Annotated in this window: 21 protein-coding genes and 1 tRNA gene; 9 read left to right on the top strand and 13 right to left on the bottom strand. The window is 52.2% G+C overall.

From position 1 onward, the window contains the following. The first annotated feature begins 25 nt into the window (after window positions 1-25). The 8 genes from V6Z81_04680 to V6Z81_04645 all read left to right on the top strand — a co-directional run bounded on the left by V6Z81_04680 (window position 26) and on the right by V6Z81_04645 (window position 6,577). A complete protein-coding gene (locus tag V6Z81_04680; protein MEG9861783.1) occupies window positions 26-754 on the top strand; it encodes an alanyl-tRNA editing protein in 729 nt (242 codons plus the stop codon). A 68-nt stretch (window positions 755-822) separates the two neighbouring features. Further along, on the top strand, window positions 823-1,092 hold the full coding sequence (locus tag V6Z81_04675) for an ankyrin repeat domain-containing protein (GenBank protein MEG9861782.1): 270 nt from the start codon (window positions 823-825) through the stop codon (window positions 1,090-1,092). Beyond that, window positions 1,023-1,403: an ankyrin repeat domain-containing protein gene (locus V6Z81_04670; protein MEG9861781.1), complete on the top strand. Its 381-nt coding sequence runs from the start codon at window positions 1,023-1,025 to the stop codon at window positions 1,401-1,403. The genes V6Z81_04675 and V6Z81_04670 overlap by 70 nt, the downstream gene beginning before the upstream one ends. A 196-nt stretch (window positions 1,404-1,599) precedes the next feature. Further along, window positions 1,600-2,208 (top strand): F0F1 ATP synthase subunit delta, encoded by a 609-nt coding sequence (locus V6Z81_04665; GenBank protein ID MEG9861780.1) that lies wholly within the window; start codon window positions 1,600-1,602, stop codon window positions 2,206-2,208. Beyond that, window positions 2,208-3,737, top strand: a complete 1,530-nt coding sequence (gene atpA, locus V6Z81_04660) for a F0F1 ATP synthase subunit alpha (GenBank protein MEG9861779.1) — start codon at window positions 2,208-2,210, stop codon at window positions 3,735-3,737. Before V6Z81_04665 ends, atpA begins: the two co-directional genes overlap by 1 nt. Window positions 3,738-3,755: 18 nt before the next feature. After that, a complete protein-coding gene (locus tag V6Z81_04655) occupies window positions 3,756-4,664 on the top strand; it encodes a F0F1 ATP synthase subunit gamma (protein ID MEG9861778.1) in 909 nt (302 codons plus the stop codon). 74 nt (window positions 4,665-4,738) lie between these two features. Further along, complete coding sequence (atpD, locus tag V6Z81_04650; GenBank protein MEG9861777.1) at window positions 4,739-6,169, top strand: F0F1 ATP synthase subunit beta; 1,431 nt, start codon at window positions 4,739-4,741, stop codon at window positions 6,167-6,169. Continuing rightward, the gene (locus tag V6Z81_04645; protein ID MEG9861776.1) at window positions 6,170-6,577 is read left to right on the top strand and encodes a F0F1 ATP synthase subunit epsilon; all 408 of its coding nucleotides are present in this window, start codon (window positions 6,170-6,172) and stop codon (window positions 6,575-6,577) included. On the opposite strand, the gene V6Z81_04640 is transcribed toward V6Z81_04645, so the two are convergent. The 13 genes from V6Z81_04640 to rplU all read right to left on the bottom strand — a co-directional run bounded on the left by V6Z81_04640 (window position 6,574) and on the right by rplU (window position 18,000). Then, window positions 6,574-7,080 carry an RNA pyrophosphohydrolase gene (locus V6Z81_04640; protein MEG9861775.1) on the bottom strand — a complete coding sequence of 169 codons (507 nt, stop codon included), beginning with the start codon at window positions 7,078-7,080 and terminating at the stop codon, window positions 6,574-6,576. The genes V6Z81_04645 and V6Z81_04640 overlap by 4 nt on opposite strands. An 11-nt stretch (window positions 7,081-7,091) precedes the next feature. Then, window positions 7,092-8,423, bottom strand: coding sequence for a S41 family peptidase (locus V6Z81_04635; protein ID MEG9861774.1), 1,332 nt, complete (start codon window positions 8,421-8,423; stop codon window positions 7,092-7,094). Window positions 8,424-8,487: 64 nt separating this feature from the next. Next, complete coding sequence (locus V6Z81_04630; GenBank protein ID MEG9861773.1) at window positions 8,488-9,348, bottom strand: peptidoglycan DD-metalloendopeptidase family protein; 861 nt, start codon at window positions 9,346-9,348, stop codon at window positions 8,488-8,490. 52 nt (window positions 9,349-9,400) lie between these two features. Then, window positions 9,401-9,886, bottom strand: a complete 486-nt coding sequence (rlmH, locus tag V6Z81_04625; protein ID MEG9861772.1) for a 23S rRNA (pseudouridine(1915)-N(3))-methyltransferase RlmH — start codon at window positions 9,884-9,886, stop codon at window positions 9,401-9,403. Beyond that, entirely contained in the window at window positions 9,883-10,335 is a 453-nt protein-coding gene (gene rsfS, locus V6Z81_04620) for a ribosome silencing factor (protein ID MEG9861771.1), read from the bottom strand. Before rsfS ends, rlmH begins: the two co-directional genes overlap by 4 nt. A 102-nt stretch (window positions 10,336-10,437) precedes the next feature. Then, window positions 10,438-11,439: an L-histidine N(alpha)-methyltransferase gene (egtD, locus tag V6Z81_04615; protein MEG9861770.1), complete on the bottom strand. Its 1,002-nt coding sequence runs from the start codon at window positions 11,437-11,439 to the stop codon at window positions 10,438-10,440. A gap of 20 nt (window positions 11,440-11,459) precedes the next feature. Then, complete coding sequence (egtB, locus tag V6Z81_04610) at window positions 11,460-12,875, bottom strand: ergothioneine biosynthesis protein EgtB (GenBank protein MEG9861769.1); 1,416 nt, start codon at window positions 12,873-12,875, stop codon at window positions 11,460-11,462. Window positions 12,876-13,120: 245 nt separating this feature from the next. Then, a complete protein-coding gene (gene nadD / locus V6Z81_04605) occupies window positions 13,121-13,684 on the bottom strand; it encodes a nicotinate (nicotinamide) nucleotide adenylyltransferase (protein MEG9861768.1) in 564 nt (187 codons plus the stop codon). Window positions 13,685-13,742: 58 nt separating this feature from the next. After that, on the bottom strand, window positions 13,743-15,029 hold the full coding sequence (locus V6Z81_04600; GenBank protein MEG9861767.1) for a glutamate-5-semialdehyde dehydrogenase: 1,287 nt from the start codon (window positions 15,027-15,029) through the stop codon (window positions 13,743-13,745). Continuing rightward, entirely contained in the window at window positions 15,026-16,159 is a 1,134-nt protein-coding gene (gene proB / locus V6Z81_04595; GenBank protein MEG9861766.1) for a glutamate 5-kinase, read from the bottom strand. The genes V6Z81_04600 and proB overlap by 4 nt, the downstream gene beginning before the upstream one ends. Further along, window positions 16,156-17,226: a GTPase ObgE gene (gene obgE, locus V6Z81_04590; protein MEG9861765.1), complete on the bottom strand. Its 1,071-nt coding sequence runs from the start codon at window positions 17,224-17,226 to the stop codon at window positions 16,156-16,158. The genes proB and obgE overlap by 4 nt, the downstream gene beginning before the upstream one ends. Before the next feature lie 90 nt (window positions 17,227-17,316). Continuing rightward, window positions 17,317-17,607 (bottom strand): 50S ribosomal protein L27, encoded by a 291-nt coding sequence (gene rpmA / locus V6Z81_04585; GenBank protein ID MEG9861764.1) that lies wholly within the window; start codon window positions 17,605-17,607, stop codon window positions 17,317-17,319. Between the two features lie 3 nt (window positions 17,608-17,610). After that, window positions 17,611-18,000 carry a 50S ribosomal protein L21 gene (gene rplU, locus V6Z81_04580; protein ID MEG9861763.1) on the bottom strand — a complete coding sequence of 130 codons (390 nt, stop codon included), beginning with the start codon at window positions 17,998-18,000 and terminating at the stop codon, window positions 17,611-17,613. Between the two features lie 266 nt (window positions 18,001-18,266). On the opposite strand from rplU, the gene V6Z81_04575 reads away from it, so the two are divergent. Further along, window positions 18,267-18,343, top strand: a tRNA-Arg gene (locus tag V6Z81_04575). Window positions 18,344-18,347: the final 4 nt, after the last annotated feature.

The following is an 18,347-nucleotide window of genomic DNA, read 5'->3' as shown; positions in this document are numbered from 1 at the left end:
CTTTAGTCCGTGAAGGAGCCTTGCAATGATAATGGAAAATGAAAACAGAACGGTACGGTTGTTTGAGGATGATGCTTATCTTCAATCTTTTGAAGGTGAAATTGTTGATGTGCGGGGAAACGAAATCGCATTGAATCAAACATGTTTTTATCCGGGGGGAGGAGGACAAAAGGGCGATACCGGGCGGTTTTTGATCAATGGGCAGTCTGTCGTTGTTGCCGACACTTTCTCTGATCAAAGCCACCCTTTAAAGATTTGGCATCGCTGTGAAGACGCCGACCTTGCCGTCCAACCCGGAGTGTCAGTGGGGGGTGAGATTGACTGGGATCGAAGATATGCACATATGAAGATGCACACCTGTTTGCATTTATTATGCAGCCTGCTTCCTGTCAGGGTAACCGGATGCGGCATCAGCGCAGAAAAGGCACGGCTTGATCTGGATATGCCGGAATCCACCATTAACAAAGCTGAAGTAACGGAATTGCTCAACAAACTTATTGCTGCAGATTCTCCGGTGCGGCAGTTTCGAATTACCGAAAACGTTGAAAAGACAATTGAAGAATTTGTACGTACGGCAGCGGTTACCCCTCCGGTGATTGATGGCGGCATCAGCATGGTTGAGGTTGAGGGTGTTGACCTCCAGCCCTGTGGGGGGACGCATGTATCTCGACTATCTGAGATAGGTGACGTGACGTGCAGAAAAATAGAAAAAAAAAGCCGTCACAATCGGCGATTTACTATAGCGTTTTCTTGAAAGAGACAAAATGATTTCCGGTTGGACACCATCATTGAAAAACGCAACCTGAAGAAGGAGAATAAAACATGAGAACAAAAGCGAGTGTCTTTCTGGGGTGTCTGTTTTTATTTTCCATCTTGGTATATCTCTTTCAGGTGCAAGATGATCAAGGTAATGTGTTTTTGAATGCGGAGTTTTGGCAGATGGCCACGGCGGCGGATGTAGAGTCCGCTCTCAAAGGTGGAGCGAATATTAACGCCCGCGATGAGGAGGGGGTCACGCCTCTGTGTTTGGCGGCAGTAATTACCCAAACACCGGCAGTGCTGGATTTTTACTGGCCAATGGAGCCGATATAGAAGATCGTGCCGAGGATGGGTCCACGCCCCTGCATTGGGCGGCGTGGTTTAGTAGCGCATCAGCGGTGGTGAAACTGCTACTGGACCATGGAGCTGATATAGAGGCCCGTAATGGATGGGGCTCTACACCCTTGCATCGGGCAGCGGAGAATAGCGAAACATCGGCGGTAGTTGAACTATTGCTGGATCATGGGGCCGATGGCGCGGTGCAAAACAAATCGGGAGATACACCTTTTGACCTTATTCGGAAGAATGAGGTCCTTAAGGACACCAGAGCCTATTGGCGGCTTACCGAGGCTCAATACCGGTAAGATTCACCCTAGAGTAGAGAACAAATAAAGAAGGCCGGTGGGAGATTTGAGACCGCCCTGAGTACCATCGTAGTGTGGCCTATTTTGGTGGCCTTGTGTTGCACTCTGGTGCACCGTGTGGTACGAAACGGGGGTCTTCGGAGGCTCCTGCAAGGTGTCATCGGATGGTGTTTGTTTTCCCATTACAGTAGATACGATGGACACAGTAGATACAATGGTTTCGGGCGGGGCCGGGGGCACATCGTCTGCGTTGGCGGGTGTTGCGGGCCGTTATGCAACGGCTCTCTTTGAGTTGGCCCGTGAAGATAAAGCGTTAGATGAAATCAATACGGCCATGGAGCGGTTGGCAAATCTGCTTGAGGAGAGTCCTGATTTACGTCGGTTGGTACGTTCGCCTGTATTGACGGCTATGGAGAAGTGGCAGGCGCTTTCGGCTTTGTTGGCGCGGGCAAATATTGAGGGCGTTGTTGTGGGTTTTGCAGGGCTTTTGGCACGCAAGCGGAGGTTGTCTGCTCTTGAGCGTATTATTACGGCGTGGCGGTTTTTGCTGGCGCGCCATAATGGAGAAGTAACCGCTGAAGTGACAAGTGCTAAGGCCTTAACACAGACACAACTGGATGTTTTAATGGAAGTCTTAAAAGAAACTGTTGGAGCACAGGTGCGGGTTGTATTGCGGGTCGACGAGGCTCTTCTGGCGGGGCTTGTTGTGAGGATCGGCAGCCGAATGGTTGATTTGTCTCTGGCGATGAAATTAGACCGGTTGAAAACCGCCATGTTGAAAACTGCCATGAAAGAGGTTGGTTGATGGATATTCGTGCAGCGGAGATTTCCGCTATTCTCAAAGAACAAATTCGTAATTTCAGCAATGAGGCTGAGGTATCGGAAGTAGGACAGGTTTTGTCCGTTGGTGATGGTATCGCCAGAGTATATGGTCTGGATAATGCGCAGGCCGGTGAGATGGTGGCTTTTGCCAATGGTGTCAGGGGCATGGCTCTGAACCTTGAAGAGGACAATGTCGGTGTCGTTATTTTTGGCTCTGACAGGGAAATCGGAGAGGGTGATACGGTCAAGCGTACCGGGGACATTGTTGAGGTTCCCGTTGGCAAGGCGTTGTTGGGGCGGGTGGTAGACCCTCTTGGTAATCCTATAGACGGCAAGGGGCCGATTGAGACGGAGGAGCGTCGCCGGGTTGATGTTAAGGCACCGGGTATTTTGCCGCGTAAGTCGGTGCATGAGCCGATGCAGACAGGGTTGAAGGCAGTGGATGCTCTTATTCCGATTGGTCGTGGTCAGCGCGAACTGATTATTGGTGACCGCCAGACCGGAAAAACTGCTATCGCCATTGATGCCATCCTCAACCAAAAAGAAGCTCATGAAGGTGGTGACGAAAGCGCCAAACTTTATTGTATTTATGTAGCGATAGGTCAGAAGCGTTCATCGGTGGCGCGGATTGTGCGCACGCTGGAAGAAAATGATGCCTTGAAATACTCTATTGTGGTAGCTGCAACCGCCTCCGAGCCGGCACCGTTGCAGTTTTTGGCTCCCTTTGCTGGGTGTACTATGGGCGAATACTTTCGCGACAATGGCATGCACAGTCTTTTGATTTATGATGATTTGTCCAAACAGGCGGTGGCCTATCGTCAGATGTCTTTGTTGTTGCGTCGTCCACCGGGACGTGAAGCCTATCCGGGTGACGTGTTTTACCTGCATTCACGCCTCCTTGAACGTGCCGCCAAGATGAACGAAGACAATGGCGCAGGCTCTATGACGGCCCTGCCCATTATTGAAACCCAGGCCAATGACGTCTCCGCTTATATTCCCACCAATGTGATTTCCATCACTGATGGGCAGATATTTTTGGAGACGGATTTGTTTTATCAGGGTGTGCGTCCGGCGCTTAATGTGGGGCTGTCGGTGTCTCGTGTGGGCTCGGCGGCTCAAATTAAGGCCATGAAACAGGTGGCAGGGCAAATCAAGGGTGAACTGGCTCAATATCGCGATATGGCTGCTTTTGCTCAGTTCGGGTCAGACCTTGATGCAGCCACTCAGCAATTATTGGCACGTGGCGAGCGCTTGACGGAACTCCTCAAACAAGCGCAATTCTCGCCATTGTCTGTGGAAGAGCAAGTGGTAGTGATTTTTGCCGGTGTTAATGGCTTTCTTGACCCGTTGGCAGTGGCTGATATTAGACGCTTTGAGGAAGAACTGTTGCGCTATATACACGACAAAAACGAATCTTTGCTTGAGACGATTGCCTCGGAGAAAGAATTGTCCGATGCCACAACCTCCTCCCTCAGGGAAGCCGTTCAGACCTTCGCCAGGGCATTCGCCTAATCGGGAAGGGGTGGAGTTATGCCAAGCCTCAAGGAACTGAGGAATCGCATTGGTAGCGTTGCTGCAACACGCAAAATTACACGTGCCATGCAGATGGTAGCGGTTTCTAAACTGCGCCGTGCTCAAGAGGCGGCTGAGGCGGCACGCCCTTATGCGGAACGTATGGAGCGGGTTATGACGAACCTCGCTTATGCTATGGAAGGTCGTGACGACGGTCACCCACTGATGGTTGGAACGGGCCGTGAGGATGTTCATCTGTTATTGGTAGCTACTGCTGATAGGGGGTTGTGTGGGGGGTTTAACAGTTCCATTGCGCGCAAGGCACGGGACCATGCCCGTTCTCTTATGGAGCAGGGGCGAACGATTAAAATTATCTGTATAGGTAAAAAGGGACGCGATGCGCTTAAGCGTGAGATGGGTGGGAAGATTGTGGATACGGTTGATTTTTCCACTGTCAAAAATATTGGCTTTTCCGAAGCTAAGGGTATTGCGGATCGTGTGCTGGCCATGTTTGAAGCGGGCGAGTTTGACGTTTGTACGCTGTTTTATTCGCGATTTCGTTCGGTCATTGCTCAGGAGCCTATGGCGCGGCAGATTATTCCGGCTGCCATCACGGGTGAGGATGGTGAAGACAGTGAAAATGAGGTTAGCACGGCTCTGCCTCCGGATGGAGCGGCAGTTGATTATGAGCCGGATGAAGAAGAAATCCTCCACGCTCTTTTGCCACGTAATGTAGCGGTGCAGATATTCCGTGCACTTTTGGAAAATGCTGCCAGTGAGCAAGGAGCGCGTATGACGGCTATGGATAATGCCACTCGCAACGCCGGTGAGATGATTGATAAGCTGACCATTACTTATAACCGCACCCGTCAGGCAATGATTACACGTGAATTGATAGAAATCATCTCCGGCGCAGAAGCGTTGTGATATAAGCTGTGAATTCAAATTTGAAACAAATGTAAAACAGCCGGTAGAACAGGTCGATAGAATAGGAAAGATACATGACTGAAAAACCAAACGTCGTTGGAAAAGTAACTCAGATTATCGGGGCTGTGGTGGATGTGCATTTTGATGACCATCTTCCCGCTATCCTTAACGCTTTGGAGGTAGATAATAACGGAAACCGGCTGGTGCTGGAGGTCTCGCAACATTTAGGTGAGAATACAGTGCGTACTATTGCCATGGACGTAACCGAGGGGTTGGTGCGCGGTGCTGATGTGACTGACACGGGCTCTCCCATTAGCGTGCCGGTGGGAGAAGAGACGCTGGGGCGCATCATCAATGTTATCGGTGAGCCGGTGGATGAAGCCGGTCCCGTGCCTGCTGCCCAAACTCGTGCCATCCATCAGGAAGCGCCCTTGTTTGTGGATCAGTCTACCGAGGCGGAAATGCTGGTGACCGGCATTAAGGTGGTGGACCTGCTGGCCCCTTATGCTAAGGGCGGTAAAATTGGCTTGTTTGGTGGTGCCGGTGTTGGCAAGACCGTGTTGATTATGGAACTCATCAATAATGTGGCGAAGGCCCACGGTGGTTATTCCGTATTTGCCGGTGTTGGAGAGCGCACCCGTGAGGGCAATGATTTGTATTGGGAGATGATTGAATCCGGTGTGAATAAAGAGAAAGGCGGCGAGGGTTCTAAGTGCTCGTTGGTGTATGGGCAGATGAATGAACCACCCGGTGCTCGTGCTCGCGTTGCCTTGACGGGTCTTACTGTTGCTGAACATTTCCGTGATCAGGGCCAGGACGTATTATTCTTTGTGGATAATATCTTCCGCTTTACGCAGGCAGGCTCAGAGGTTTCTGCTTTGTTGGGCCGTATCCCCAGTGCCGTGGGATATCAGCCAACTCTGGCTACCGATATGGGTAGCATGCAAGAGCGCATAACCAGTACCAACAAAGGGTCTATTACATCGGTGCAGGCGATTTATGTGCCGGCGGACGACTTAACGGACCCGGCTCCGGCTACCTCGTTTGCGCATTTGGATGCCACCACGGTGCTATCGCGGGCTATTTCGGAAAAAGGTATTTATCCTGCCGTTGACCCGCTTGATTCAACCAGCCGTATTCTGGAACCTCAGGTGGTAGGTGAAGAACATTATGCGGTGGCACGTCAGGTGCAGGAAATCCTGCAACGTTACAAGGCACTTCAGGACATCATCGCCATTTTGGGAATGGATGAATTATCGGAAGAAGACAAACTCACCGTGTCGAGAGCGCGTAAAATTGAGCGGTTCTTATCTCAACCGTTCCACGTAGCAGAGGTGTTTACCGGCTCATCGGGCAAGTTGGTGGGGTTGGCGGATACCATCAAGGGTTTTCAGAGCTTGTGCAATGGCGATTATGACCATTTGCCGGAAGCGGCATTTTATATGGTAGGCGGCATTGAGGAAGCAGTGGAAAAAGCCGAACAGCTGGCGATGAAAGCGGCTTAAATGTCTGAAGGGTTGCACTTTGATTTAGTTTCACCGGAACGTCTTCTGATTTCAGAGCCGGTGAGAATGGTAGTTACCCCTGGTGTGGAGGGAGACTTTGCCGTTTTGCCTGGCCATGCGCCGGTGATGACGGTGGTACGTCCGGGCGTTTTGCATATTGAAGGTACGGAAGGTGAGGAACGTCGTGTTTTTGTGCGGGGTGGTTTTGCGGAAGTTAAACAGGGAGGTGATCTGACCATGCTGGCGGAAGAGGCCATTCTCCTTGAAGATTTGAACGCTGAGACGTTAGATCAGCATATCCGTAATACGGAGGAGGATATTGCCGATGCTAAAGATGACGCCACCCGTGAACGTGCCCGGCAGAATCTTGACCAGTTGCGCCAGCTAAGGGATGCTTTGGATATTTAGTTTCTCTGTTGCAGGAGAGAGGCAAACTCTGCGACAACCTGTTCATAGACCTCGCGTTTGAAAGAGGCTACCATGTGAATCAGCTCTTGTGCCGGACGCCATGCCCATTGGTCAAATTCGGCCTTGTTACCCGTTCCTAAATTAAAGACTTCATCCTGCCCCTGATAGTCCATAGCAAACCATTTTTGTTTTTGGCCACGATATTTACCCTTAAGTGCCCAACCGAGGCTTTCGTCAGGGAGGTCATAGTAGAGCCACTCCGGTGTTTCGGCTAAAACCTGTGCTTCATTGGTGCCGGTTTCTTCTTTTAATTCACGAAAAGCCGCCTCAAGAGGGGTTTCGTTTTCATCAATGCCGCCTTGAGGCATTTGCCAGGGTTGAGCGAGCGGGGGAGCGCCGGCCAAAGAAGACCGTCGCCCTGTCCATACCAGGCCCTCCTGATTGATTAACATAATGCCAACGCAGGGGCGGTAGGGCATATTCTCTCGTTGGATGGTAGACATTCCTGAACGTCTTAGTTGACGTTATTGTTGTTTGATGCCTCTGTAACCTTGAGACGTTCTTCTTGAACCGCCTGCAGCAGTTTCATAGCGTAATTAATCTGGGCGTCTTCTTCTTTGTCTCTGGGCACATAATAGTAAACGGCGCTGGTTTCATCTTCGTCTTCTTCACCCTCTGCCCTTGCTTCAACCTCCGCGTCTTCATCCTCTTTAAGGACAGCCTTGACTTCAATGTCCGGCTCTATGCCCCGATCATGAATAGATTCACCGGACGGAACGTAATAGCGCCCTGTTGTAAGGCGAAGAGCACCCCCCTCACCGATGGGAGAGACCGTTTGAACAGAGCCTTTGCCGAAAGATCTCGTACCTAAAATTGTAGCCCGTCGGTGATCTTGCAGAGCACCGGCAACGATTTCAGAAGCTGACGCAGCTCCCCCATTAATTAGTACAATAATAGGGGCGCCATCTGTCATATCTCCCTTTTTAGCATTAAAGCGCTGAATGTTTCCGGCCTGACGGCCCCGGGTTGATACAATTTCACCGCGATCTAAAAAACTATCCGAAACGGAAACCGCCTGATTGAGAAGCCCTCCCGGATTATTACGCAAATCCAGAATATAGCCCGCAACTTTATCTGTCTCTAATTCTTCTGATAGTTCCTCAAGCGCCTTGTGAAGATCTTCCGTAGTGTTGTTATTAAAAACAGTGATGCGAACATAACCTACATTGCCACGGGCTTCGTGTTTGACTGGCTGAATGCGGATAAGGTCACGCACAATCTTGATTTTAAACGGTTTAGTAATCCCTTCACGCGCAACGGTGAGTACTATTTCTTCACCTACCTCTCCGCGCATCTTCTTGACCGCTTCATAAAGGGTAATGCCGGTGATGGACTCGCCATCCAGATGAGTAATTCTGTCCCCCGCTTGCATACCAGCCCGTTGAGCAGGCGTGTCATCAATGGGAGATACAACTTGCACAACGCCATCTGTTAGCGTTACCTCAATGCCAAGCCCTCCGAACTCACCACTGGTGTTTTCTCTCATATCTTTATAAGCCTCGGCATCCAGATATGAAGAATGGGGGTCCAGAGAGTTCAACATGCCATTGATGGCAGATTTGATAAGCTCTTCCTCTTCCGGTTTTTCTACATAATCTTCACGAACGCGCTCAAAAATATCGCCGAGCAGATTGAGTTGGCGATAAATTTTGTCGTCAACCTCTGCGCTTTGAGCCACGACCAGAGCCGCAGGGGAGGTGCGGGTGAAGAGTACAAACCCAACACCTGCGGCGATGCCAAGGCTCACGCACGTAATTATCGTAACAATGGCAAGAGGCCGGTTCATCGTTTTTACCCTTATGATTTTGTTGATTGTAGAACGTTGACTGTAGAATGGTGGCTATTACTCTCTATGAGAGCGGTGGCGATGTGCCTGTTGTAAACCAGGGAACGGGGTCAATAGGGGTACCATCTTTTCTGAATTCGAAATATAGCATGGTGCGGTTGTCCGTTGCATCATGATTTTTATGGCTTTGACTTTGCCCCTCGTTTTTGCCGCTAAATTTACTGTCAAATCTACGCCCGGCCACGCCTGTGAAGCCGACAGGCTCACCAGATAAAACTCGCTGGTTTGTTTGAACCTTAACCCGTTCCATCCCGGCCAGCAATACATGATACCCTTTTCCGGCCCTGATAATTAATGTCTTTCCATAAAAATTTAGTGCGCCCACATAAATAACGATGCCATCAACAGGCGAGAATACCGGGACATCAAGACGTGTTTCAATGACGATACCCTTAAATACGCCATCCACATCGTTCTGGTTACTGTCTTCGCTGACAAAACGGCGGGCGAAAGTACCGGTAACAGGTATGGTTAACGAGCGAGGAGCTTCTTGAAGATAGGTCTCTATATCATCAGGAGTGGCTTGAGCGGTGGGGTCAATATCTTGCCTTTGTGCTAGAAGTGCTTGATGCTGCTCGTTCAGGGTGGTTATTTTGCCCAGCAATGTTTCATATCGTTCTTGCAGAAGGGGAATCAGGCTGCGCATAACCATTTTCCGTCGTTCTCCGGCAAGCCGTTCTTCGGCAGAAGGTGTAGGTGTCTTATTCTCCCGAAGCCGGTTGTGAACAAGTCCAACGAGAACAGCCGCCATGAGACGTTGATTTTCTTCTATGTCGTCTTGAATAGATTGTTTTTCTTTCACGACAAGGCGCAACTGATTATCCAGTGCTGTAAGACGGCTTTGGTCTTGTTGGGTTTGCGCCATACTTGTGTTGGCCGGAAGGGCCAGAGCAACCAAAAAAACAATTGCAGGCCGGTTAATGACCATGGTGATAGGGGTGATTGTTCAAAATGGTTAAGGCGCGGTAAATCTGCTCGGTCAGCATAATGCGTACAAGTCCATGAGGCCAGGTCATAGGGCCAAGGGCTAAAACAAAACGCGCCTGAGCACATAATTCCGCATCCAACCCGTCAGCCCCGCCAATCATAAAGATAAGATCGCGGATACCGCTATCCCGCCAATCCGCAAGTCGTGCGGCAAAGGTTTCGCTGTCTTCTGTGTGTCCTTGTCTATCCAGAGCAACAATGATGGCATTATCGGGAGCACATTTGCGCAGCAAATCCGCCTCTTTTGTTTGGCGCTGCGCAATGGGGAGGGATTGTTTTACGTCTACTTCGTGGAGTTCAGGTCCATGAAATCCAAGCCCTTGTCCGGCGCTGACTGCCCTGCTCAGATAAGTCTGCACAAGGTCCTGTTCCGGTCCTGAACGAATCCGGCCGGTAGCGCCAATATGGAGCTTCATTGAGTGTCCGTTGGGGTGTCCACTTCGGGGGCAGAGACGATCATATCGTCGGAGAGATGAGATTCGGTCCACATTTTCTCCAGATTATAAAATTGCCGCACTTCAGGGCGAAAAACATGAGCAATAACATCAATCGCATCAATTAAAACCCAATCGCATTGGGGTAAACCTTCTATGCGTGCGCGTCCGGCGCCGGTTTCTTTGAGACGTCTGACAACATGGTCGGCGATTGCCCCTACATGACGCGCCGAGCGGCCACTTGCGATCACCATATAATCGGCAATCTGGGTTTTACCCGCTAAATCAATCACGATAATTTCAAAAGCCTTATCATCAGACAGGCTGTCAAGAATTACGTCCAGTGTCTTGGTACTGCGTTGGGTTTTGTCCGTGCCTTCCCCAAGGGTCATGAAAGAGATCTCAGGGTGCATACCGGTTTTGTGGTTCATGGGACTTGCCCTGCCGGAGAACTTCCAGAGTCTGTTGTTTTATGCTGTGTTGACACGGTTGTCAGCATAAATGTTTCAGAACTCATGTTCAAGATGGCACGGCTATGAGGGCGTGCTTTCCAGCCAGTGAATACTGAGTAGGTGATTGGGGTCTGTCCATACTCGTTGAGGTGTCCACTTGGCTTTGATAGACAGCGTCTGAAACTCCTCAACGGTATATTTGTAAGAGTTTTCCGTATGGATGGTTTCTCCCTCTGTAAAATCAAAACTGTGCCCATCAATGGTAACCGTGTGGGCGTGTTGGCTTTCCAGATGCATTTCTATTCGTCCTTTGCCGGTGTTGTAAAAAGCGCGGTGGTGAAAGGCATCGGGGTTGAGGTCGGCGTCAAGCTCATCAACCATGCGCTCAAGCAGATGGTAGTTGAAGGCTGCTGTTATGCCTGTGGCATCATTGTAAGCGGCTTCTATGAGAGAGGGATCTTTTTTGAGATCCACGCCGATGAGGAAAGCGCTGTTGGGAGCCAGCAGGTCATGAAATCGTGTGAGGAGAGCTTGTGCTTCCGTCGGCGTAAAATTGCCGATAGTAGAGCCTGGCAAAAAACCGAGGCGTCTGGTGGTGGGGTGAGTTAAAGATTCCGGTAGGTTGATGTGGCCGGTGAAATCGGCACAGATAGCACCGATGTCCAAAACGGGCCAATCTTTGGCTAGGTTTTGTGCCGAAGTGTGTAAATGTTCTGCGCTGATATCAATGGCTACATAGGCCTGTGGTGTTTTGAGTTCGTCAAGTAAGCGGCGGATTTTAACACTGGCCCCGCTTCCAAACTCGATAATGATGGCGTCGGGACCTGCCAGTTGTGCCATCTCGACGGCTATGTCATCCAGAAGAGTGCACTCGGTGCGGGTAACGTAATACTCCGGTGTCTCGCAGATAAGATCAAATAAGCGGGAGCCTTCGGCATCGTAGAAATGTTTAGGAGCAATCTGTTTGGGGGCTTGCGATAGACCCGCGATGACATCCTGACGAAAGTCGCCGGCATCCGGTGCCTGGTCCAGAAAAAACGAGAGCGCTCCCTCCTGACTGAGGGGTTCGGCGATGGCGGGCATGAGACGTAAGGCTCCTGAGTTCAGGCATCCTGCGCAAGGCGCAGACCGGAGAACTGCCAGCGCGCACTGGGAGGAAAGAAATTGCGATACGTCAAGCGCACGTGACCCGTCGGTGTAGCACAACTGCCGCCGCGCAGAGCATATTGTCCACACATGAACTTACCGTTGTATTCCCCCACCGCCCCTTGAGCTGGACGATAACCGGGATAGGCGGCGTACGCACTGTGAGACCACTCCCATACGTCTCCGTATATCTGATTTGGTGTTGTGCCGTTTTTTGTAGCAGGGTCGGGATGAACGGCGTGGGCAATTCCCTTGATGATCATGCGGCCAAAATTACCCGTGATAGACTGCCCGTTCGCTGCATGTTCTTGCTCTTCTTCCGAGGGTAACCGCGCATCTGCCCATCTGGCAAAGGCATCGGCCTCGTAATAAGACAAATGACAGACCGGAGTGGCCGGATTTAACGGCACGAGGCCCGCCAGCGTGAACTCCCGCCAGACATCGCTTTGCTCGCAGTCATATCCCTCACCCCGTTGCCAATAAAGAGGGGCTACCCAGTTGTTTTCCTGCACCTGACTCCATCCGTCAGCCAGCCAGAGCAGAGGGTTTTGGTACCCGCCATCTTCTACAAAGGATAAATATTCTCCATTGGTGATCAACCGGTTGGCCAATAAAAACGGACGCACTAATTGTTCATGGCGGGGGCTTTCATTATCAAAAGCGAAATCCAGAGCGGGGTCTGTTCCCTGACTGTCGTGTCCGATGTCAACAAGCCCGCCATCAAAAGCATGCCACTCAAGAGCTTGTGCTTCTGCCATATTGCCCCTGAAATCATCAACGGCTTTATAGGCCGCAGGCATCATGGGGTTTTCAGAGAGTACGTGCTTAATGTCGGTGAGCATCAATTCCTGATGCTGTTGTTCATGATGAAGACCCAGACTGACAAAAGCCGCCGCTTCGCGCCATGTGTCCTGGGGGGCGTTGAGAATAAACGCTGCCATGGCAGCATCCACCTGCGCTCTATAGTCTAAAATCTCACTAACGGTAGGGCGCGATATCATGCCGCGTCGGAGACGGGAAAAAGGCTGTCCTATGCCTTCATAATAAGAATTGAAAAGGTGCCCATAAATGGCATTGGGCGGTTCGTATGCAGATACGTAGGGAGTAAGCAGAAATGTTTCGAAGAACCAGCTGGTATGAGCCAGATGCCATTTGGTGGGGCTGACATCCGGCATGGATTGGATAACCATGTCTTCCGGTGCGAGGGGGTCGGCCAGAATCTGACTATCGGTACGAACCGTATTGTACCAGTGCAAAAAGCCTTCGCGGTCATCGCGGTGTGCTGGCGGATGATGACAAGGGGTAGGATCTCGGGTCTGCGTGCGGTGCGCAGCATCATGGGATGCGGGATGTATAAGAATATCGCTTGTCATAAATCCTGTGGGGCAAAGACAGGGAGCCAAAGACAGGGGAAATACCTGTTAACCTCGGGTCCAAATGGAGGTTATCCACCAAATGTGAGGGTTAATGCTCTCTAACCTGCTTTTTCCTTTTCACCGATGATACATAAGATGAAGCATAAACGGCGCAACATGCGTGCGCAACGTAGGGGCATATAGTCAAATAAACGCGAATGGAGGGGCACTGTCAACCGGAAAGGAGGCACACATACTCCGGGTCAGGTCTCTTTATTTCGCAATGCGGTTGACGAGAGGGGGTTTTCCGGCCCCTCAAGAAAAATAAGGGCCGGAGGTCTGAGATGTGCATGCAGGTTGTCAGTGTGGCCATAAACGTGGTGATTATTAACGATTTGAGCCACTTTTCCTGTTCGGGCGGTTCGCGTATAGGGTGCGCGGGGCATTACGGCCAGAGGTAGCCGCATGATAATTTTCCGCCAATTCCGCCAATGGGGTAATTGCAACACATTATCGGCGCCGAGCAAAAGCACAAAGTCCACGCCGGGGTTTCTGTTCTGAAGGGCGGTTATGGTGTCAATGGTATAACGCAGCCCCATTCGGTACTCTATATCGCTAACGACAATAGCGGGATGTTGTGCCAGATCGTGTGCCCGTTCAAGCCGCTCCTCATAAGGCGCAACCTGAAGTGTCTCTTTGAGAGGGTTCCGGGGTGATACCACCCACCACACCTGATGGAGGTCAAGGCGGGCAAGGGCGCACAGGCTCAGGTCAAGATGCCCCTTATGAGCCGGATTGAATGAGCCCCCAAGAAGACCTATCCGCATACCCGCTTCAGGGGCGGGAACACCTATGGCAGGGTTGGCACGCATGATGAGGGAGGGGTTAGGGGCGCGTTTGACCTGAGCCCCGCACCTGATATTTAAAACTGGTCAACTGCTCAACCCCGACCGGCCCGCGCGCATGCAGTCGTCCTGTGGCAATGCCAATCTCCGCGCCCATGCCAAACTCACCTCCGTCGGCATATTGGGTGGAGGTGTTGTGCATAACAATGGCACTGTCCACCTGATCAAGAAACAAAGCCGCTGTTTTTTCATTGTCGGTGATGATGGCTTCCGTGTGTTGGGATCCATAGCGGCCGATATGGGCCATAGCGGCCTGCACGTCGGCGACAACCCCTACACTGATGATGGCATCCAGATATTCCCGTGGCCAATCTTCCTGTGTTGCCGGTTCAACACGGGGGTCAACGGCCTGCGTTGCCTGATCCCCCCGCACGGCGCATCCGGCATCCAGCAAATCTGTCACAAGGGGCTTAAGGTGAGTGGCAGCACATTGCTCATCTACCAGCAGGGTTTCTGCCGCCCCGCAAATACTGGTGCGTCGCAGCTTGGCATTCACGACAACGTCGCGGGCCATGGCAAGGTCAGCCTCACGGTCTACAAAAATCGTGCAGACCCCCTCCAGATGACCAAACACCGGCACTCGCGCTTCAGCCTTAACCCGCCCCAGAAGTGACACCCCGCCACGGGGCACAATAACATCAATAGCACCACCAAGACCACTCAGTAGAGCGCTGACAAAGGCCCGGTCCTGAGAGGGCACCAACTGGATGGCTCCCTCCGGTATGTCTGCAGCAATAAGGCCCTGCTTCAGACATTCATGAATGGCACGGTTGGAGTGATAACATTCTGACCCACCCCTGAGGATAACCGCATTCCCTGCTTTTAGGCACAGGGCACCGGCATCCGCCGTTACATTGGGGCGGCTTTCATAAATGACCCCAACAACTCCCAAAGGAGTACGCACCCGGCGAATATTAAGCCCGTTGGGCCGGGACCATTCACTAACGGTTTGTCCTACAGGGTCCGGCAGGGCCGCAATATCTTCCAGAGCTGTAGCCATGGCTTCTACACGCTCATCATTAAGGGTGAGACGCTCCTGCTTGGCTTCGGCAAGCCCCCGTTGGGATGCTTCCTCTAAATCGCGAGCATTAGCGTCAAGAATATCACCCGCATCCGCCCGCATGGTCATGGCGGCGGCCAGCAATGCTGCCTCTTTCGCTTTAGGCCCAAGGCACGCTAATACCTCGGCAGCCTCACGGGAGGCCCTGCCTAATGCGTGGGCCGTAGTCTCTACGGAATCCGTTATGTGTTGGACAGTCGCACTCATGGTTTTCCCTGTTTTTTTAGCACCAGATCGTCCCGGTGTATCATTTCCTCACGGCCACCATATCCCAGAATGGCTTTGATTTCATTACTTTTGCACCCAGCAATTTGTGCCGCATCTGCACTGGACCAGGCACACAGGCCACGCGCAACCTCCTGATTTTGACCTGTGACCACACGCACCGCATCACCCCGGTCAAAAATCCCTGTGACCGACTTGACACCCGCCGGAAGTAGACTCTTACCCGCCCCCAAAGCGCGAAGGGCTCCCTCGTCAATCTCCAGAACACCGAGAGGGGCAAGACTCCCTGAAATCCACGCCTTGCGGGCTGTAACAGGACTATGAGGTGTGTGAAACCATGTGCAGGGGCCACCCGCTTCGATCGCCTGCAAAGGTGCGGATGTATCCCCCGGGGCGATCACCATACGGCAACCGGACTCCAACGCCATATGCGCCGCCTCCAGTTTGGTCTTCATTCCCCCCCGGCTGAGATCGCTCCCTGTATCCGCTGCCATATCTTCTAACTGTGGCGTTACGATATCAATAATATCAAATCGCCTGGCGGTGGGGTCTTCGCCGGGGTCGGCAGAATAAAACCCGTCCACCGTAGACAGCAAAACCAGACAATCGGCACCAATCATAACCGCCACCCTTGCGGCCAGCCGGTCATTATCGCCATAGCGTATTTCACTGGTCGCCACCGTGTCATTCTCGTTGATGATGGGAATGGCGTTAAACTTTATAAGCGTCGTCAGGGTTGCGCGGGCGTTAAGGTATCGCCTGCGCTGCTCCGTATCACCGGGAGTAAGTAAAACCTGCGCCGCCGCTAGCTCATGCTTCCCCAAAGCGCCGGCCCATATATTGGCCAGCGTAATTTGTCCGGAGGCCGCCGCTGCCTGACTCTCCTCAAGGCGCAACTCGCCCCTCGGCAACTTAAGCGCATGACGTCCAAGAGCAATGGCCCCTGACGAAACGACAATAATCTCCTGACCTCGCGCCACCATGCGCGCTATGTCCTCCGTTAGAGTCGCAAGCCATGTTTCGTTCAAACGCCCCGTTGCTTCATCCACCAGAAGAGCAGAGCCAACCTTGATGACTAATCGCTTCGCCTGGGTAATATCGCCGCTGCTCATGGGTGCCATACCTCCCTTTGATCGGTGGGAGCATACTCATCCTCCATCGCTTCACGGGTCTCATGATCGCCATCGCTTTCATGGCGCTGGCACTGCTGCAGTATATGTCTCATGGCCTCCGTGACTCCGGTACCTGAAACACCCGACAGGCAAAGAGGTTCTTTTCCCGCTGCCGTTGTGATTTCTTCTACCTTGGTGCGTATGACATCCTCCGTCAGGCTGTCAATTTTATTGAGACCGATAATCTCGGTCTTGTCCGCAAGCCCGCCCCCGTATGCGGTGATCTCATCGCGGACAATATGCCAGTCCCGGGTGACACTCTCACGGGTGGCATCAAGAATATGAAACAAGACGGAGCACCGCTCTACATGGCCCAGAAACCGGTGACCTAGTCCGTCTCCCTTGTGAGCCCCTTCGATCAATCCGGGAATATCGGCCAGCACGAACCGTTCCTCGTCAGCCTCTACAACACCGAGATGGGGATAAAGCGTGGTGAAGGGATAAGAGGCGACTTTAGGATGCGCCCGGCTAACACGCGCAAGCAAAGTTGACTTTCCCGCATTGGGCAGTCCTATAAGGCCGGCATTGGCAATGAGTTTAAGACGCAGCCGTATATAATATTCCGTGCCGGGGGCGCCCGGGTTGGCATGGCGCGGGGCCTGACGGGTCGCCGTCTTGAAGCGTGCATTGCCAAACCCTCCATTGCCGCCATGGGCGAGGGTGATGCATTGTCCGACATGGGTCAGGTCTGCCATGAGAGTGTTGCTGTCTTCCTCAAAAATCTGCGTACCCACCGGCACTTTGAGTATGACATCGTCTCCGCGTGCGCCGGTGCGGTTGCGTCCCATACCGGGTTGCCCCCGCCCCGCCCGAAGGTGACGGCGGTAGCGGTAATCGATTAACGTATTCAACCCCGCAACACATTCTGTCACCACATTGCCGCCGTTACCGCCGTCACCGCCGTCGGGGCCACCGAACTCGATATATTTTTCACGGCGAAAACTGACGCACCCTGCGCCACCATCGCCTGAACTGATATAAATACGTGCTTCATCAAGAAACTTCATGGATTTTGCTTTTCAAAAAAAAGATAAAAAAATAGGGAGGCCGTATCCCACCTCCCTGCAAATGTCTCTACGAAAGAACAACAGTCAGGCTCAGGATGCATGCTCCTGCGAAGGAGCCGGTGGGATATCGCCCGGAACAACGGAAACGGATTGCCGTCCGCCGCGTCCGACATGAAAGGTAACCGCGCCATGGGTCTTGGCAAACAGGGTATGATCGCGTCCCATGCCCACATGAAGACCGGGATGCCACTTTGTCCCTCGCTGGCGCACGATAATCATGCCGGGGGCTACTTTTTCACCCCCGAACTTTTTAACGCCTAAACGGCGTCCTGCTGAGTCACGTCCGTTGCGCGATGAGCCGCCCGCTTTTTTGTGGGCCATGGTTCAGGTCTCCTCGGTTTGGCTGGCAGTTTTTTCCGTTTTACTTGCCGCTTTTTTAGTTGATGTTTTACCTGCCGCTTGTTGGGGGCCTTCAAGGCCCGTAATCTTCAGCCAGGTCAGATGTTGCCGGTGTCCCATGGTACGGCGGTAATTCTTGCGTCTTTTCTTTTTGAAGACCGTGATTTTGCTATCGCGTCCCTGACGGACAATCTCGGCGGATACCTGCGCTCCGTCCACAAGGGGTGTCCCTGCAACGGGCTCATCTCCCCCAAGCATCAGCACGTCGTCCAGAGTGATCGTGTCACCCACCGCACCGGTCAGCTTTTCGACAGCAATAACATCGCCACTGGTGATCTTATATTGCTTGCCGCCTGTTCTGATGACTGCAAACATGAGGATATCCGTTCAGGGGTTAAGAGTTCGGGACACAGGGATTAGGCTAAAACCGCTCCCGAGCCGGTTAGGGCTATTATACTACCCTTGGCGGCGTTTCTGTCAAGCATTGGGGGGAGATGCGGGGATGGAGCGGGTGGTTGGCTTGCCATGAGGCAAGGGGAGCGCTATGAAACCCCCTAAGCATATTCTGTATATTCCCCGATGCAATGTCTGCGGCACTGGCGGTCCGGTTGTGATAGTGGATATTATGGGGTTGTTGGTAAGCGCCCGTAGCTCAGCTGGATAGAGTACTTGACTACGAATCAAGGGGTCGGGAGTTCGAATCTCTCCGGGCGCGCCATATT

The sequence above is a fragment of the Parvularculales bacterium genome (genome assembly GCA_036881865.1).
Classification (GTDB): domain Bacteria; phylum Pseudomonadota; class Alphaproteobacteria; order JAPOUT01; family JBAJNM01; genus JBAJNM01.
Note: the sequence above shows the minus strand (reverse complement) of the source record. Positions and strands in the feature narration are given on the sequence as shown.